General features: G+C 70.9%; 15 protein-coding genes and 1 riboswitch. Of the genes, 10 read left to right on the top strand and 5 right to left on the bottom strand.

Annotated elements, in window-relative coordinates:
* Positions 1–465: 465 nt before the first annotated feature.
* Genes KCI33_RS07915 through cobU form a run of 3 tightly spaced genes read right to left on the bottom strand, consistent with a single transcriptional unit; the run spans position 466 to position 2,748 of the window.
* Complete coding sequence (locus tag KCI33_RS07915; RefSeq protein WP_212524228.1) at positions 466–1,227, bottom strand: adenosylcobinamide-GDP ribazoletransferase; 762 nt, start codon at positions 1,225–1,227, stop codon at positions 466–468.
* A complete protein-coding gene (cobT, locus tag KCI33_RS07910) occupies positions 1,224–2,240 on the bottom strand; it encodes a nicotinate-nucleotide--dimethylbenzimidazole phosphoribosyltransferase (protein ID WP_212524227.1) in 1,017 nt (338 codons plus the stop codon). Before cobT ends, KCI33_RS07915 begins: the two co-directional genes overlap by 4 nt.
* Positions 2,224–2,748 carry a bifunctional adenosylcobinamide kinase/adenosylcobinamide-phosphate guanylyltransferase gene (gene cobU, locus KCI33_RS07905; RefSeq protein WP_212524226.1) on the bottom strand — a complete coding sequence of 175 codons (525 nt, stop codon included), beginning with the start codon at positions 2,746–2,748 and terminating at the stop codon, positions 2,224–2,226. Before cobU ends, cobT begins: the two co-directional genes overlap by 17 nt.
* Positions 2,749–2,826: 78 nt before the next feature.
* On the opposite strand from cobU, the gene KCI33_RS07900 reads away from it, so the two are divergent.
* The 5 genes from KCI33_RS07900 to bluB are packed head-to-tail and all read left to right on the top strand — an operon-like array spanning position 2,827 to position 6,750.
* Positions 2,827–3,378, top strand: coding sequence for a histidine phosphatase family protein (locus KCI33_RS07900; RefSeq protein ID WP_249138966.1), 552 nt, complete (start codon positions 2,827–2,829; stop codon positions 3,376–3,378).
* Positions 3,375–4,193, top strand: a complete 819-nt coding sequence (locus KCI33_RS07895) for a propanediol utilization protein (RefSeq protein ID WP_349252191.1) — start codon at positions 3,375–3,377, stop codon at positions 4,191–4,193. Before KCI33_RS07900 ends, KCI33_RS07895 begins: the two co-directional genes overlap by 4 nt.
* Positions 4,190–5,131, top strand: coding sequence for an adenosylcobinamide-phosphate synthase CbiB (gene cbiB / locus KCI33_RS07890; protein WP_212524223.1), 942 nt, complete (start codon positions 4,190–4,192; stop codon positions 5,129–5,131). Before KCI33_RS07895 ends, cbiB begins: the two co-directional genes overlap by 4 nt.
* A 12-nt stretch (positions 5,132–5,143) precedes the next feature.
* Positions 5,144–6,130, top strand: coding sequence for a threonine-phosphate decarboxylase CobD (cobD, locus tag KCI33_RS07885; protein WP_212524222.1), 987 nt, complete (start codon positions 5,144–5,146; stop codon positions 6,128–6,130).
* Positions 6,127–6,750: a 5,6-dimethylbenzimidazole synthase gene (gene bluB, locus KCI33_RS07880; protein WP_212524221.1), complete on the top strand. Its 624-nt coding sequence runs from the start codon at positions 6,127–6,129 to the stop codon at positions 6,748–6,750. Before cobD ends, bluB begins: the two co-directional genes overlap by 4 nt.
* A gap of 2 nt (positions 6,751–6,752) precedes the next feature.
* Here bluB and KCI33_RS07875 read toward each other — a convergent pair whose 3' ends face one another.
* Both KCI33_RS07875 and cobO read right to left on the bottom strand, forming a co-directional pair.
* Entirely contained in the window at positions 6,753–8,186 is a 1,434-nt protein-coding gene (locus KCI33_RS07875) for a cobyric acid synthase (protein ID WP_212524240.1), read from the bottom strand.
* Between the two features lie 18 nt (positions 8,187–8,204).
* Positions 8,205–8,825, bottom strand: a complete 621-nt coding sequence (gene cobO, locus KCI33_RS07870; protein ID WP_212524220.1) for a cob(I)yrinic acid a,c-diamide adenosyltransferase — start codon at positions 8,823–8,825, stop codon at positions 8,205–8,207.
* Positions 8,826–8,861: 36 nt separating this feature from the next.
* Positions 8,862–9,086, top strand: a riboswitch (cobalamin riboswitch).
* 93 nt (positions 9,087–9,179) lie between these two features.
* On the opposite strand from cobO, the gene KCI33_RS07865 reads away from it, so the two are divergent.
* Genes KCI33_RS07865 through KCI33_RS07845 form a run of 5 tightly spaced genes read left to right on the top strand, consistent with a single transcriptional unit; the run spans position 9,180 to position 15,622 of the window.
* Entirely contained in the window at positions 9,180–9,542 is a 363-nt protein-coding gene (locus tag KCI33_RS07865) for a DUF1636 domain-containing protein (RefSeq protein WP_212524219.1), read from the top strand.
* Between the two features lie 3 nt (positions 9,543–9,545).
* Positions 9,546–10,580: a cobalamin biosynthesis protein CobW gene (gene cobW / locus KCI33_RS07860; RefSeq protein ID WP_212524218.1), complete on the top strand. Its 1,035-nt coding sequence runs from the start codon at positions 9,546–9,548 to the stop codon at positions 10,578–10,580.
* 6 nt (positions 10,581–10,586) lie between these two features.
* Complete coding sequence (gene cobN / locus KCI33_RS07855; RefSeq protein ID WP_212524217.1) at positions 10,587–13,832, top strand: cobaltochelatase subunit CobN; 3,246 nt, start codon at positions 10,587–10,589, stop codon at positions 13,830–13,832.
* Positions 13,829–14,992 (top strand): precorrin-3B synthase, encoded by a 1,164-nt coding sequence (gene cobG, locus KCI33_RS07850; RefSeq protein ID WP_212524216.1) that lies wholly within the window; start codon positions 13,829–13,831, stop codon positions 14,990–14,992. The genes cobN and cobG overlap by 4 nt, the downstream gene beginning before the upstream one ends.
* The gene (locus KCI33_RS07845) at positions 14,993–15,622 is read left to right on the top strand and encodes a precorrin-8X methylmutase (RefSeq protein ID WP_212524215.1); all 630 of its coding nucleotides are present in this window, start codon (positions 14,993–14,995) and stop codon (positions 15,620–15,622) included.
* Positions 15,623–15,624 lie beyond the last annotated feature (2 nt).

Genomic DNA, 15,624 nt, shown 5'->3' with positions numbered 1-15,624 from the left:
TACATGCCCGTCGATGCGGCCGGGGAATGATCGCCTTGACCAGCGGAGGACCGGGCGCCGGCCGGGCGCCGGCCATGATCGCCCGCAGGGCGGCGACGGTTCCCGGTTCCTCTGAGCCGACCGCATGAGATTTCTCCCGCGGTGATTGCCCGCGTAGGCGGGGCCGCCGGCGATCCGGGGCGGTGAGACCAGAATGGCGGAGTCAGCAATCCCGGCAGAGCCGCTGCCGGGGAATTCGCCCCCTGTTCGGGTTTTCCATTCAACAGGTGCGACGGTCTTTCACCGGCTCTGCGCCGGGTCAGGACATACCCGCATGACCAGCGTCTGGCGCCCCGACGCGCGGCAGAAAGGCCGGGGCCCGGTTCGGGTCTGAATTCCCCGCACGGCGTTTCCCGCGATCACGAACCGGACAGGAGCCGATCCGAACGGCCGTGTTCCGGGTTCCGCAGAGATTGGCTGGCACGCTCAGCCTCCCCCGAGCAGCAGCAGCGCCGCCAGCCAGCCGGCGCCGTCCGAGACCTGCTGCACCGCGCCCAGCACGTCGCCGGTCTGCCCGCCGATCTGCCGTTTCGCCAGCACGGCCACCGCCACGGCCGCCAACGCCAGCGCCGCCAGCAGCCCCAGCGCCGCGCCGCCCAACGGCAGCATGACGGCCAGCGCCACCGCCAGCCCGGCCCAGGGCCGCCAGCCGCCCGTTTCCCCCGCCGCGTGGCCCAGCCCGTCGGCGCGGGCGGGCGGCAGCGCCTCCAGCACCGCCAGCATGGCGAAGCGGCTGCCCGCCGCCAGCGCCACGAAGGGTCCGAGCGGCGGCGCGGAGCCCGCCACGCCCGCCATCGCCTGCACCTTCAGCCCCAGGACGATCGCCAGCGCAAGCACGCCGTAGCTGCCGATGCGGCTGTCGCGCATGATCTCCAGCTTCCTTGCCCGGTCGCGCCCGCCGCCGAAGCCATCGGCGAGGTCGGCCAGCCCGTCCTCGTGCAGGCCTCCGGTCGCCAGCACCCCCGCCGCCACCGCCAGAAGCGCCGAAATCCCCGGCGGCAGGCCCAGCTCAGCCGCCCCCGCGCAGACCGCCCACATCACCACACCGACACCTGCGCCCACCAGAGGATAGGCCCAGCGCGCCGCGGCCAGCGTCGGAACGTGGCCCGCCAGCCTTCCCACGGGCAGCCGCGTCAGCAGCATCGCCGCGACACGCAGCTCGGCCAGGCGGCGGGCCGGCGCGCTCATGCGCCCGAGACCCCGGCCTCGGCGAAGGTGGCCATGCCGTTGTGGCATGCCAGCGCGCTGCGCAGGATGCCCAGCGCCAGTGCCGCGCCCGAGCCCTCGCCCAGCCGCATGTCGAACTCCAGGACCGCGCGCTTGCCCATGGCGTCGAGCAGCCGCCGGTGGCCGGGCTCGGCGCTCTGGTGGCCGACGAGGCAGTGATCCAGCAGCCCGGGGGCAACGGCATAAAGCGGCGCGGTGGCGGCGGAGCAGATGAAACCGTCCAGCAGCACCGGGATGCGCGCGGCCCGCGCGGCCAGGACCGCGCCGCAGATCGCCGCCTGCTCGCGCCCGCCATGGGCGGCGAGGATCTCCATCCCCCGCGCGCCGCCATGCCGCGCCAGCCCCGCGGCCACCGCCTCGCGCTTGCGCGCCAGCCCGGCGTCGTCCGAGCCGGTGCCGCGGCCGACCCAGTCGGCGGGCTCGCCTCCGATCACGGCGCAGGCCAGCGCCGCGGCGACGGTGGAATTGCCGATCCCCATTTCGCCCAGCACCAGCACGTCGGCGGCAGGATCCACCGCCGCGGCACCGCGGTTCAGCGCATCCAGGCATTCCGCCTCGCTCATGGCCGGGCCTCCGGTGAAATCCGCCGTGGGCCGGTCGAGGTCGAGCGCGATCACCGACAGTTCAGCGCCATTGGCGCGGCAAAGCTGGTTGACCGCGGCGCCGCCGGCCTCGAAATTGGCGACCATCTGCGCGGTCACCTCCTGCGGAAACGGGTTCACCCCTTGCGCGCAGATGCCGTGATTGCCGGCAAACACCAGCGCCTGAGCCCGGTCTATTTTCGGCCGCGCGGTACCCTGCCAGCCGGCCATGAAGACCGCCAGTTCCTCCAGCCGCCCGAGCGCGCCCGGCGGCTTGGTCAGACTGTCCTGGCGGGCGCGGGCGGCCTCGGCGGCGGCACCATCGAATTGCGGCAGGCGCGCGGCCAGACCGGCCAGATCGGCCAGGGCGGCCAGTTCAAAGGATGGTGTCATTCGGTTTCACTTTCAGGGGATAGCCCGCGACGGAGAGATAGACCTCGTCGCAGGCAGCGGCGACGGTCTGGTTAAGATGCCCCGCCGCATCACGGAAGCGGCGCGCCAGCGCGTTTTCGGGCACGATGCCCGCGCCGACCTCGTTGGAGACGAAGACGACGGGTGCCGCCTGCACGGCGATGGCCCGGGCTAGCGCCTGCGCCTCGGCCTGCCAGTCGCGTCCGGCATGGAGCAGGTTACTCAGCCACAGGGTCAGGCAATCGACCAGCCGGGGCTGGGTGCCGTCGGTCTCGTGCAGGACCCGCACCAGCTCCAGCGGCTCGGCATGGGTGATCCAGTCCGGGCCGCGCCGGGCCTGGTGCGCGGCGATCCGCGCCGCCATCTCCTCGTCCAACGCCTGCGCGGTGGCGATGTAGACGGGCCGCGGCCCCATCGCCTGCACCAATCCCTCGGCCAGGGCGCTCTTGCCCGACCGGGCGCCGCCGGTCACCAGTATCGTCTTGCTCATGGCGCGATGACAAAGCAGAAACGGGGCGGGGGCGAAAGAGGGATTTCGACGGTGAGCGTGGAGCTTGGGACGGAGCTGATGTTGATCCGGCATGCGCCGGTGCAGGGCGATGGCCGTGTCTACGGCCGCCGCGACATCCCTGCCGATTGCAGCGATACGGCGGCGATCGCGGCCTTGCGCGCCGCCCTGCCCGCGCCCGATGGAATCATCCACAGCCCCGCGCTGCGTTGTCTGCAGACCGTGGAGGCGCTTTGGCTCGGACAGGCCGCAATGCCCGAGCCCGCCCTGTGGGAGCAGGATTTCGGCGCATGGGAGGGAATGCCCCTTGCCGATCTGCCTGATCTGGGGCCGCTGGCGGGCGACGCCCTGGCCGCGCATCGCCCGCCCGGGGGCGAGAGCTTCTCCGATCTCTGCGACCGGGTGACCCCGGCGCTGAGCGCGCTCGCCGCACGTGGGGGCCGGGTGGCCGTCGTGGCCCATGCCGGAACGATCCGCGCCGCGCTGGCGCTGGCGCTGGGGACGGTGCCTGCGGCGCTGCGTTTCGAGATCGCCCCGCTGTCACTGACATCCATCGCCGCCCTGCCCGGCGGGGCCTATGCGGTGCGCGGGGTAAACCGGTGCCCGTCGTGAGCGCCACGCGGACCACCGTGACCGGGCATTTCGGCGAACTGCTGCAAGGCCGGATGGGGGCCAGCGGGCCGCTGGCCCTGGTCACGTTGCCCTGCGCGGCGTTGCGGGTGACGGCCACCGGACACCCCGCCCGCGGGCTGCATGTGCACAGCCCAGACCGGCTGCTTTCCCCGGCCCTCGGGCGGCTGTTCCTGACACGGATAGGCGTGGCTGCCCGCGGCCGCTTCGCCCTGCGCGCCGATATGCCGGCTGGTGGCGGTGCCGGGGCCTCGACCGCGGCGCTCTTGGCGCTGGCGCGACTGGCGGCCCCGCAGACGCGCACCGCCGATCTGGCCCGGGCCTGCCTCGCCATCGAAGGCGCGACCGACCCGCTGATGTTTGCCCGGCCCGAGCGCCTGCTCTGGGCCTCGCGCCGCGCCGAGACATTGCAGGTCCTGCCCGCCCTGCCCCGCTTCGAGGTTCTGGGCGGTTTTTTCGGCGCCCATCGCCGCACCGATCCGACTGACCACGCCTTCCCCGACATCGGCGACCTCGTGCCCCTCTGGCGCGACGCGGCGGCGGCGGGCGACCTGGCCGCCCTCGCGCGGCTTGCCAGCCGGTCGGCCCGGCGCACGCTGGCCTTGCGCGGCCCGCAGGACGACCCGACCGAGGCGCTGGCCCGGGATCTCGGCGCGCTGGGCTTCGTCATCGCCCATACCGGCTCGGCGCGCGGGCTGATCTTCGCGCCGGGGCATGTGCCCGCCGATGGCGCCGAGAGGCTGCGCGCGGCGAGGTTCACGCAGGTTCTGCATTTTCGCGCCGGAGGGCGGGCATGAACTGGCCGCTGGCGATGCTGGTCGCGCTGGTGCTCGACGCGCTGATCGGCTGGCCCGACGCGCTGTTCGCGCGGATCGGCCACCCGGTGAGTTGGCTGGGACGGCTGATCGCCGCGCTGGAAGCACGGCTGAACCGCGCAGCCACCCCTCCCGCGGCGCGCCTTGCGACCGGCCTGGCCACCGCCCTACTCACCATCGCCGCCGCCACCGGGGCCGCGCTGGGGCTGGCCCTGCTGCTGCCGGGCGGCTGGACCGGCACGGTGCTGACCGGCGTGCTGGCCTGGCCGCTGGTCGCGGCGCGCTCGATGCATGCCCATGTGGCGGCAGTGGCCCGCCCGCTGGCCTCGGGCGACCTGCCCGAGGCGCGCGCGGCGGTGGCGATGATCGTGGGCCGGAACCCGGACCGGCTGGACAGCGCCGGGGTCGCCCGCGCCGCGCTGGAAAGCCTGGCCGAGAACAGCTCGGACGGGATCGTCGCCCCGCTCTTCTGGGGCGCGGTTCTGGGGCTGCCCGGGATTGCCGCCTACAAGGCCATCAACACTCTGGATTCCTTGATCGGTCACCGCACCTCCCGTTATCTCCGTTTCGGCCGGGCCGCGGCCCGGATCGACGATGCGGCCAACCTGATCCCGGCGCGGCTGACCGGGCTGCTCTTCGCCCTGGTCGCGCCGCGCCCGCGCGCCGCGTTCCGCTGCATGGCACGCGATGCGCGGCGCCACCGCTCGCCCAATGCCGGTTGGCCCGAGGCGGCGCTGGCCGGCGCGCTGAACCTGCGCCTCTCCGGTCCCCGCCTCTACGGTGACCGGGTGGCGGACGAGCCCTGGGTCAATGGCACCGCCCCCGACCCAGACGCCTCCGATCTCGACCGGGGGCTGGCGCTCTATGTGCGTGCCTTGCTTGCGCTGGCGGCGGGGCTTGCGCTATGGGCGCTGGTCTGAGGCGGAGGACGGATGCGCGATCACGGCGGCAATATCGACGGGGCAATGGCAGAATTCGGCGGCCGGGCCGACGACTGGATCGATCTGTCCACCGGCATCAATCGGGCGCCCTATCCGCTGCCCCCCCTGCCCGACGCCGCCTGGAACGCCCTGCCTACCCGTGCCGCGATCGAGGCGCTGACCCGCGCCGCCGCCCGCGCCTATGGCACAAGCGCCGCGATCCTGCCGGTGGCCGGGGCACAGGCCGCGATCCAAATGATCCCGCGCCTGGGGCCTCCGGGCCAGGCCCGCGTCCTCGCCCCCACCTACAACGAACACGCCGCCAGCCTGCGCGCCGCAGGGTGGAAGGTGCAGGAGGTCGCCTCGCCCTACGCTCTGTCTGGGGCCGGGATGGCGGTGGTCGTGAACCCCAACAACCCCGACGGGCGCGAAACCGCGCCCGCGCGGCTGCGGGATCTGGCCGGGACGGTGGACCGGCTGGTGGTCGACGAAAGCTTTGCCGACGGGCGGCCCGAGTTGTCGCTGGCGCCCCATGTGGGGGCGCGGCGCGGGCTGTTCGTGCTGCGCTCCTTCGGCAAGTTCTATGGGCTGGCAGGGCTGCGGCTGGGCTTTGTTCTGGGCCATACCGAGGATATCGCGGAACTGTCTGAGATGGCCGGGCCCTGGCCGGTTTCCGGCGCCGCGATAGAGATCGGTCAAAAGGCGCTAAAGGATATGGATTGGGTGCGGGCCACCGTCACCCGGCTGCGGGCAGAGGCCGCCCGAATGGACGGGCTTGCTGAAAGGGCGGGCTGGGGCTTGGTCGGCGGGACCGACCTGTTCCGCCTCTACCGCACCCCGGACGCCGCCGCGGCCCGTGCGCATCTGGCCCGCGCCCGTATCTGGAGCCGCATCTTCCCCTGGTCGCCGCATCTGCTGCGGCTGGGCCTGCCCGGCGATGAGCGGGAATGGGAGCGCCTGGGCGCGGCACTCGGAACCATGGCAGAGGGGCAAGCATGAAACTTACGGCGGACCATGCCAGGGCCTTGGAAGACATCCTGCGCTGGCGGCGCGACATGCGGCATTTCCGGCCCGATCCGCTGAGCGAGGACCACATGGAACGGCTGCGCGCCGCCATGGACATGGCGCCTTCGGTGGGCAATGCGCGGCCTTGGCGGGTGATCCGCGTGCGCGACACCGGGCTGCGGGCGCGGGTCCGGGCCGAGTTCGAGCGCTGCAATGCCGCCGCCGCCGCGGAGTATGATAACGAAACCCGTGCAAACTACGCGCGCCTGAAACTCGCCGGGCTGGATGTCGCGCCCGAGCATCTGGCCATTTTCACCGAGACGGAACCGCCCGAGGGGCGCGGTCTGGGACGGCGCACCATGCCCCAGACCCTGCAGCAATCCACCGCCATGGCGATCTACACCCTGTGGCTAACCGCGCGGGTCGACAATCTGGGAGTGGGCATGGTCTCGATCCTCGACCCGCAGCGGATCGAGCGGATCTTCGACGCCCCAGCAAGCTGGAGCTTCACCGCCTACCTGTGCATCGGCTTGCCCGCCTTCGAGGACGACACGCCGCTTCTCCACCGGGCGGGATGGCAGGAAAACACTCCCACCCGCTGGGAGGAGCGATAACCCTAACGCGCCAGGGCCAGCAGGCCGGGCAGATCGAGATGCGCCTCCATATGATCGGCCAAGGCGTCCAGCGTGGCCTCGACCGCCGCGCCATAGCCCTGCCCTCCCGGCTGCACACCGAAGCCGCGCAGGAACGCTGCGCGGAAGGCGTCCTGCCCGAACATCCCGTGCAGGTAGCTGCCCATGATCCGCCCGTCGGGCGACACCGCGCCCTCGGGCACGTCCCCCACATGGGCGAAGGGCCGGGCGCGGTCGGGGCCCTCGCTCCGGCCGATATGGATCTCATAACCCTCCATCGCCGCGCCGGTGGCGGCATGGATCGCCCGCACCAGGGACAGGCGCTTGTCGGGGGTCATCTCGGTGACCACGTCCAGCAGCCCCAGCCCCGGCGTTTCGCCCGGCGGGCCCTCGATCCCCTCCGGGTCACGGATCGCCTGTCCCAGCATCTGGTAGCCGCCGCAGATGCCCAGCACGTGGCCGCCGCGCCGGACATGGGCGGCGAGGTCGATATCCCATCCCTGCGCACGCAGGAACGCGAGATCGCCGCGAGTGGATTTGCTGCCGGGCAGGATCACCAGATCGGCGTCGCCCGGAATGGGTTGGCCGGGCGCGACCAGCGTCAGATCGACGCCAGGCTCCTGCGCCAGCGGGTCGAGATCATCGAAATTGGCTATGCGCGACAGCGCCAGACAGGCCACGCGCAGCCCCTCGCCCCTGGCCCGGCGCGGCAGGTCCAGCGCATCCTCGGCAGGCAGCTTCACCGCGTCGGGGAAGAACGGCAGCACACCGAAGGCGCGCCATCCGGTGCGCTGCTCGATCAAAGCATATCCATCGTCGAAGAGCGAAACGTCCCCCCGGAACTTGTTGATCAGAAAGCCGGCGATCATCGCATTGTCGCCGGGATCCAGCACCGCTTGGGTACCGATGATCTGGGCAATCACGCCGCCCCGGTCGATATCGCCGGCCAACACCACGGGCACATCCGCCGCACAGGCAAAGCCCATATTGGCGATATCGCCCGCGCGCAGATTGACCTCCGCCGGGCTGCCCGCGCCTTCGACGATCACCAGATCATGGGCGGATTTGAGACGGTGAAAGCTCTCCAGAACCTTGCCCAGAAGCTGCGGCTTCAGCGTGCCATAGTCGCGCGCCCGCAGGGTCGCCAGGCGTCGGCCCTGCACCACCACCTGCGCGCCCACATCCGTTTCGGGCTTCAGCAGAACCGGGTTCATATCGGTATGAGGCTCCTGCCCGCAGGCCAGCGCCTGAAGCGCCTGCGCGCGCCCGATCTCACCGTCATCGGCGGTGACTGCGGCGTTGTTGGACATGTTCTGGGGCTTGAACGGGACCACGCTGAGCCCCCGCCGCCGCGCGGCGCGGCACAGCCCCGCCACCAGCAGCGATTTGCCCACGTTTGAGCCCGCCCCCTGGATCATCAGCGCCTTGCCCAAGGCTCAGAACTCCACGCCTTTTTGCCCCTTGATGCCCGAGCGGAACGGGTGTTTGACCAGCGTCATCTCGGTCACCAGATCGGCGATCTCGATCAGCTCTTCCTTGGCATTTCGGCCGGTGAGCACGACATGGGTCATGGGGGGTTTTTCGGCCTTCAGGAAATCCACCACCTCGGCCAGGTCGAGATAATCGTAGCGCAGCGCGATGTTGATCTCGTCCAGCAGCACCATCTGGATCTCGGGATCGCGTATCAACTCCTTGGCCTTCTCCCAACCCTTGCGCGCCGCGGCGATGTCGCGGGCCCGGTCCTGTGTTTCCCAGGTGAAGCCCTCACCCATAGCGTAGAACCGGCACAGATCGGGGAAATGCTCCTCGATCAGGCTGCGCTCGCCGGTCTGCCAGGTCCCCTTGATGAACTGTACCACGGCGCAGGGCATCTTATGCGCGATGCAGCGCAGAATCATCCCGAACCCGGCCGAGGATTTGCCCTTGCCCGGCCCGGTATGGACGATGATCAGCCCCTTCTCACCCTCCTTGCGGGCCATGATCTTGTCGCGGGCGGCCTTCTTTTTCGCCATCTTCGCAGCATGGCGCGCGTCGTCGGTCAGGGGGGCATCGGTCATGCTGCGATCCTTCGCTTGACAAGGGGGCGGGCATTGCCTCAGGTGAGGCGCGCTGGTTCCTGTCTATGACAGGCGAAGAGGGAATGCGATACGCCATACACGGCCCGTCGGGGCCAAAGGCCAAACGCAGCCGCCCCCGCGACCGTGACCGGAGAGGTCCCCATGCCACTGGCCAACAGGCTGGGAAGGCAGGCGGATCGCCGGGGCCACAGGCCCCGAACTCCGCAAGCCGGGAGACCTGCCAGCACGTGTTGACGCAACGGGCGAACGGGGTGTTTCGCGACCGGCTTCGGGATGTTCCCAAGGCGGACTCCCTGCTGGCCAATCCCCTTATGCCATTTTCGAGAGGGGACCATGGCCATGGTTACGATCACCGTTTGCACCACCTGCCGCCGGGGTGTTCCCGAGAAGGCCGACGCGCCGCGGCCCGGCGCCCGGATGCTGGAGGCCTTGAAGGCCGCCGATCTGCCCGAGGGGGTGGCGCTGCGCCCCGTGGAATGCCTGTCGGCCTGCTCGCGCGGCTGCACCATTGCACTGAGCGGCGGACCGGAGCGCTGGACCTATGTCTATGGCGATCTCGACCCGGCCGAACACGTCTCCGAGATCGTGCAGGGCGCCGCGGCCTATGCCGGGACTTGCGACGGGCTCGTCCCTTGGCGCGAACGCCCCGTCATTTTCCGCAAGCAATCCATCGCCCGCATCCCCCCGCAGGAGTAGCCCTTGTCCGACCTCTCGAAAATCCCCGTCACCGTCATCACCGGCTTTCTGGGCGCCGGGAAGACCACGCTGATCCGCCACCTGATGGCCAACCCTCAGGGCAAGCGCCTGGCAGTGCTGGTCAACGAGTTCGGCACCGCAGGGGTGGATGGCGACATCCTGCAATCCTGCGCCGACGAGAACTGCCCGGCGGAGAATATTGTCGAGTTGGCCAATGGCTGCATCTGCTGCACCGTGGCCGATGATTTCATCCCCACGATCGAGGCGCTGATGGCCCTGCCCCAGCGCCCCGACCACATCCTGATCGAAACCTCGGGGCTGGCGCTGCCCAAGCCCCTGCTCAAGGCCTTCGACTGGCCGGCGATCCGCTCGCGCATCACGGTCGACGGGGTGATCGCGCTGGCCGATGCCGAGGCCGTGGCCGCGGGCCGGTTCGCGCCCAATGTGGATGCGGTCGAGGCCCAGCGCGCCGCCGATGACAGCCTGGATCACGACACGCCACTCTCCGAGGTGTTCGAGGACCAGATCGCCTGCGCGGATATCGTGCTCCTTTCCAAGGCTGACCTGGCAGGCGAGGCCGGGCTTGCGGCCGCTCGTGCCGCGGTCGAGGCGGAGGCACCGCGCAGGCTGCCGATCCTGACCATGACCGAAGGCGTAATCGACCCGCGCGTGGTGCTGGGGCTGAACGCGGCCGCCGAGGACGACCTTCACGCCCGGCCCTCGCATCACGACGGGCATGACGACCACGAGCATGACGATTTCGAAAGCCTGGTGATCGAGTTGGGCGAGGTGGAGAATGCCGAGGCCCTGCAGGAGGCCATCCTGCATCTTGCGCGCGAGTTGAATATCCTGCGCGTCAAGGGCTATGTCGCCGTGGCGGGAAAGCCGATGCGGATGCTGGTGCAGGCCGTGGGCGAGCGGCTGCGGGCGCAATATGACCGGCCCTGGGGCGATGCCCCTCGGCGCTCGCAGCTGGTCGTGATCGCCGAGCATGACGACATCGACGAGCCCGCCATCCGCGCCGTTCTGGGGGCCTGACGCGCGATGCATGTGATCTTTCGCGAAAGCCACGGTCTGGAGGAAGCCGACACTCCGCAGGATCTGGGCCAGAGCCCGGCCGATCTTGTGGTGCTGTCCTTTTCCGACAGCGACCTGGGGGCTTTCGCGGCGGGGTGGCACCGGGCGGGCGGGACGCTGCCCTCGCTGCGGCTGGCCAATCTGGTGGCGCTAAAGCATCCGCTCTCGGTCGACACCTATGCCGAGCAGACACTAAGCGGCGCCAAGGGCGTGCTGGTGCGGCTGATCGGTGGGGAAAGCTATTGGCCCTACGGGCTAGCCACGCTTCAGGACATGGCGCGCCGGCAGGGAATTGCGCTGGCCATTCTGCCCGCGGACGGGCGGCCGGATACGCGGCTGGACGAATTGTCCACCCTGCCGGTAAGCACGCTGCGGCGACTGCACGCGCTTTGCGATGCAGGCGGCGCGGTGGCGGCGCAGGCGGCTCTGGCGCAGCTGGCGCTGGCCGCCGGGCTCTACGCCGGGCCGGTGGCGGGGGCCAAGACGGTGCCCGCTTTGGGGTTCTACCGGCCTGGGGTCGGCGTCATCCCGGCGCCGGAGCCTGGGGACAAACCGCTGGCGCTGGTGAGCTTCTACCGCTCGTACCTCACCGCCGCCGACACCGATCCGGTCGACGCGCTGATCAGCGCGCTTGAGGCGCGCGGTTTCGAGGCCCACGGCGTCTTCGCCCTCAGCCTCAAGGCACCCGCCGCCGCCGACTGGCTGCGCCGCCAGATCGCGCGGCTGCGGCCTGCCGCCATCGTCAACGCCACCGCCTTCTCGGCGCAGGGAGCCGACGGCGCGCCCTCGCCGCTGAACGCCGCGGGCTGCCCGGTGTTCCAGGTAGCGCTCTCCACCGCGCGCAGGCGCGACTGGGCCGAGGCCGAGCGCGGGTTGTCGCCCGCCGATCTGGCAATGCATGTGGTCCTGCCCGAGGTCGATGGCCGCCTCTTCGCCGGTGTCGCCAGTTTCAAATCGCCGGGCAGGCGCGACCCCGAGCTGGAATACAGCCGTTTCGCCCATCGTGCGGACGCGACGCGCGTCGCCGCCATCTCCGACCGCGTGGCGGGCTGGCACCGGCTGGCCGCGCTGGAGAATGCCCAGAAACGCATTGCGCTGGTGCTCTCGACCTATCCGCGCAAGGCGCATCAGCTGGCCCATGCGGTGGGGCTGGATGCGCTGGACTCCTGCAATGCCATTCTCGGGGCGCTTGCCGGCGAAGGTTACGAAACCGACGGAACGCCCGATCTCGGCCAGACGCTTTTGTCGGAGACCCTGTCCTGGCCGTTGCAGGACTATCTCGATGCGCTGGAGACCCTGCCGCAGGCATTGCGCGACGACCTGCGCGTCGCCTGGGGTACGCCCGAAGACGACCCCGCCTTCGGCGACGGGGCCTTCCGCTTCGCCGCGCTGCGATCGGGCAAGGCCCTCATCGCCCTGCAGCCCGAACGTGGCGAGGTGCAAACCCGCGCCGACGACTATCACGACCTCGCCCGCACCCCGCGCCACGGTTATGTGGCGTTTTACCTGTGGCTTCGCGCTCAGACCGACGCGCTGATCCATATCGGCGCCCATGGCACGCTGGAATGGCTGCCGGGCAAGGCGGTGGCCCTGTCCTCCGACTGCTGGCCCGAGGCGCTGACCGGGGCGCTGCCGGTGATCTACCCCTTCATCGTCAACGACCCCGGCGAGGCGGCCCAGGCCAAGCGGCGCATCGGCGCTGTGACCATCGGCCACCTGCCACCGCCGCTGTCGAAGACCAAGCTGCCCGAGGGGATGGGCCGGCTGGAACACCTGCTGGACGAATATTCCACCGCAGACGGGCTCGACCCCGCGCGGCGCGACCGGCTGATTGCCGACATAAGGGCCGAGGCGCAGGGCACCGGGGTGGAGGCCGACCTGGGCTTGGCGCCCGAGACCAGCCCGGCCGAGGCGATCACCCGCATCGACCGCTTCGTCTGCGACATCAAGGAAAGCCAGTTCGGCGAGGGCCTCCACGTGTTCGGCGCGGGCGAGTGCGGCGCGCAGGAGCGCGCCGGGCTGCTGGCGGCGCTGTCGGGCCGGTTCGTGGCGCCCGGCCCCTCGGGCTCGCCCTTCCGCGGGCGGGCGGATGTCCTGCCCACGGGGCGCAACCTCTTCACCACCGATCCCCGCGCCGTGCCCTCGCGCGCGGCCCATGCGCAGGGGGTGAAACTGGCCGAGGAACTGCTGCGCCGGCATTTGCAGGATCACGGCGACTGGCCGCGCGGGCTGGTCGTCGATCTCTGGGGCTCGGCCACCATGCGTACAGCGGGCGAGGAATTTGCCATGGCGCTGCACTTGGCGGGGCTGGCGCCGAAATGGGATAACGGCTCGGAACGGGTCAGCGGTTTCGAGGTGATCCCGCTTGCCCTGCTGAACCGCCCGCGCATCGACGTGACGCTCCGCGTCTCGGGCCTGTTCCGCGACGTGTTCCCGGGGCTGGCACAGATGTTCGGGGCGGCGACCGGCGCGCTGGCCCAGCGCGACGAGGCCGCGGCCGACAATCCCTATCTCGTCAGTGCCCCCCGCGTCTTCGGCCCCAAGCCCGGGCAATACGGGCTGAACATGGGCACCGCGCTGGAGGACTATTCCGACGAGGCCCGCGCGGCGGCGGGCGAGGCGTGGCTCAACGCCTCTTCCCACGCTATCGACGCCAGCGGCACCGCCACCCCGGCGCGGGAGGCTCTGGAGGCGCGGGTCAGATCGGCCGAGGCCTTCGTGCATCTTCAGGACCTGCCCGAGACCGATCTTCTGATGGCCTCAGACTATGCCGCGCATGAGGCAGGATTCGCCGCCGCCATGGCGCGGCTGGGGGCCAAGGCCCCGGCACTCTATCACCTCGACGCCACCCGCCCCGACGCACCCGCGGCCCGCAACCTGGGCGAAGAGATCGCCCGCGTCACCCGCGCCCGCGCCGCCAATCCGGATTGGGCCAGCGCCATGATGCGGCATGGCTTTCGCGGCGCGGCGGAGATCGCGGCGACGCTCGATCACATGGCCGCCTTCGCGCATCTGGCAGGCGTGGTGCCCGCGCATCTCTTCGACCTCTATTTCGAGGCCACGCTGGGGCGCGCGGATCTGGTGGCCTTCATGAGGCGGGAAAACCTGCAGGCCCTGCAGGCCATGCGCGACCGTTTCCACTCGCTGCAGAAGGCCGGGCTGTGGGCCACACGGCGCAATTCCATCGCCGCTGCGCTGGAGGGCGGCGTATGAGCCGCCCCGCGATCCGCGGCTGGTGCCCGGGTGCGCTGCATCCGATGGCGTCGGGCGACGGGCTGGTGGTGCGGGTGCGGCCGCGGCTGGCACGGCTGAGCCCCGAACAGGCGGCCGGCATCGCCGCGCTTTCCCTGCGCCATGGCAACGGGCTGATCGATCTTTCCTCGCGCGCCAATCTCCAGCTGCGGGGCGTCACCGCCGACAGCCACCCCGAGCTGATCGAGGGCCTGCGCGACCTGGGCCTGATCGACGCCAGCGCCGAGGCCGAGGCCCGGCGCAATGTCGCTCTGACACCGTTCTGGACGCCTGGCGATGACAGCCACTGCATTGCCACCGCCCTGGCCAAGAGGCTGGCTGCGCCAGACGCGCCCGACCTCCCCGGCAAGTTCGGCTTTGCCGTCGATTGCGGCGCCGCCTCGCTGCTGGGCGCAACTTCCGCCGATATCCGGCTGGAGCGCGGCGCGGACGGCGGGCTGATATGCCGGGCCGATGGCGCTGAAACCGGCGCCCGGGTCACGCGCGACTCGGCGGCCGATTTGGCCCTGATCCTGGCCCGCTGGTTCGTTGATACCGGCGGTGCGCCTCAGGGCCGGGGCCGCATGGCCGCGCATCTGGACAAGGGCACGCCACTGCCCTCTGCTTTCACCGCAGGCACCAGTGCCAGCGGTTCGGCACCGCCCGCTCCGGGGCGCTGCGTGCAGGGGATGCTCGTGGCTCTGGAATTCGGGCAGATGCGCGCCGAAACGCTGGCAACATTGGCCAAGAAGGGCGCTTTGCGCCTCACGCCCTGGCGAATGCTGCTGATCGAGGGGGCCGCCCGCGCCCCGGCCATGCCCGGCCTGATCACCACGCCCGATGACCCGCGCCTGCGCATCGTGGCCTGTCCCGGCGCGCCGGCCTGCCGGCAGGCCCTGTCTGCCACCCGGCCGCTGGGACGCGCGCTGGCCCCGCATCTGCCGCAAGGAGCGCTGCTGCATGTCTCGGGCTGCGCCAAGGGCTGCGCCCATCCCGGCCCCGCCCCGCTAACCCTGGCGGCCACCGGCCCCGACCGTTTCGACCTGATCCGCAATGGCCGCGCCGGCGACCCGCCAGACAAGACCGGCCTGAGCCCCGATGACCTGACCTCTCACCCCGATGTCCTGACCAAAGGCCCCTGAATGCCCCATCTTTATGAAACCGACGGCGCGGCGATCTACACCCAAAGCTTCGCCACCATAAGGGCCGAGGCTGATCTGGCCCGTTTCACCCCCGAGGAAGAACCCGTCGTGGTGCGCATGATCCATGCCGCGGGGCTGGTCGGGCTGGAACGCGACGTGCGCTTCTCGCCCGGAATGGCCAAGGCTGCGCGCAAAGCCCTGCAGGAGGGCGCACCGATCCTGTGCGACGCGCGCATGGTCTCCGAGGGCATCACCCGTTCGCGCCTGCCCGCCGACAACAAGGTGATCTGCACCCTGCACGACCCTGCCGTGCCTGAAATGGCGAAAGCGATGACCAACACCCGCTCCGCCGCAGCGCTGGAGCTGTGGCGCCCTCATCTCGACGGCGCCGTGGTGGCCATCGGCAACGCGCCCACCGCGCTCTTTCACCTGCTGAACATACTGCAGGACCCGGCCTGCCCCCGCCCCGCCGCGATCATCGGTTGCCCGGTGGGCTTCGTCGGCGCGGCCGAGTCGAAGGAGGCGCTGATGGAAGACCTGCCCGCGCCGTCGCTGATCGTGAAAGGGCGGCTGGGCGGCTCGGCCATTACCGTGGCCGCCGTCAACGCGCTGGCCAGCTGGAAGGAATGAGC

The organism is Actibacterium sp. MT2.3-13A (assembly GCF_018139985.1).
GTDB lineage: Bacteria > Pseudomonadota > Alphaproteobacteria > Rhodobacterales > Rhodobacteraceae > JAGSOU01.
The sequence above is the reverse complement of the archived record's forward strand: the minus strand, read 5'-3'. Positions and strand labels throughout refer to the sequence as shown.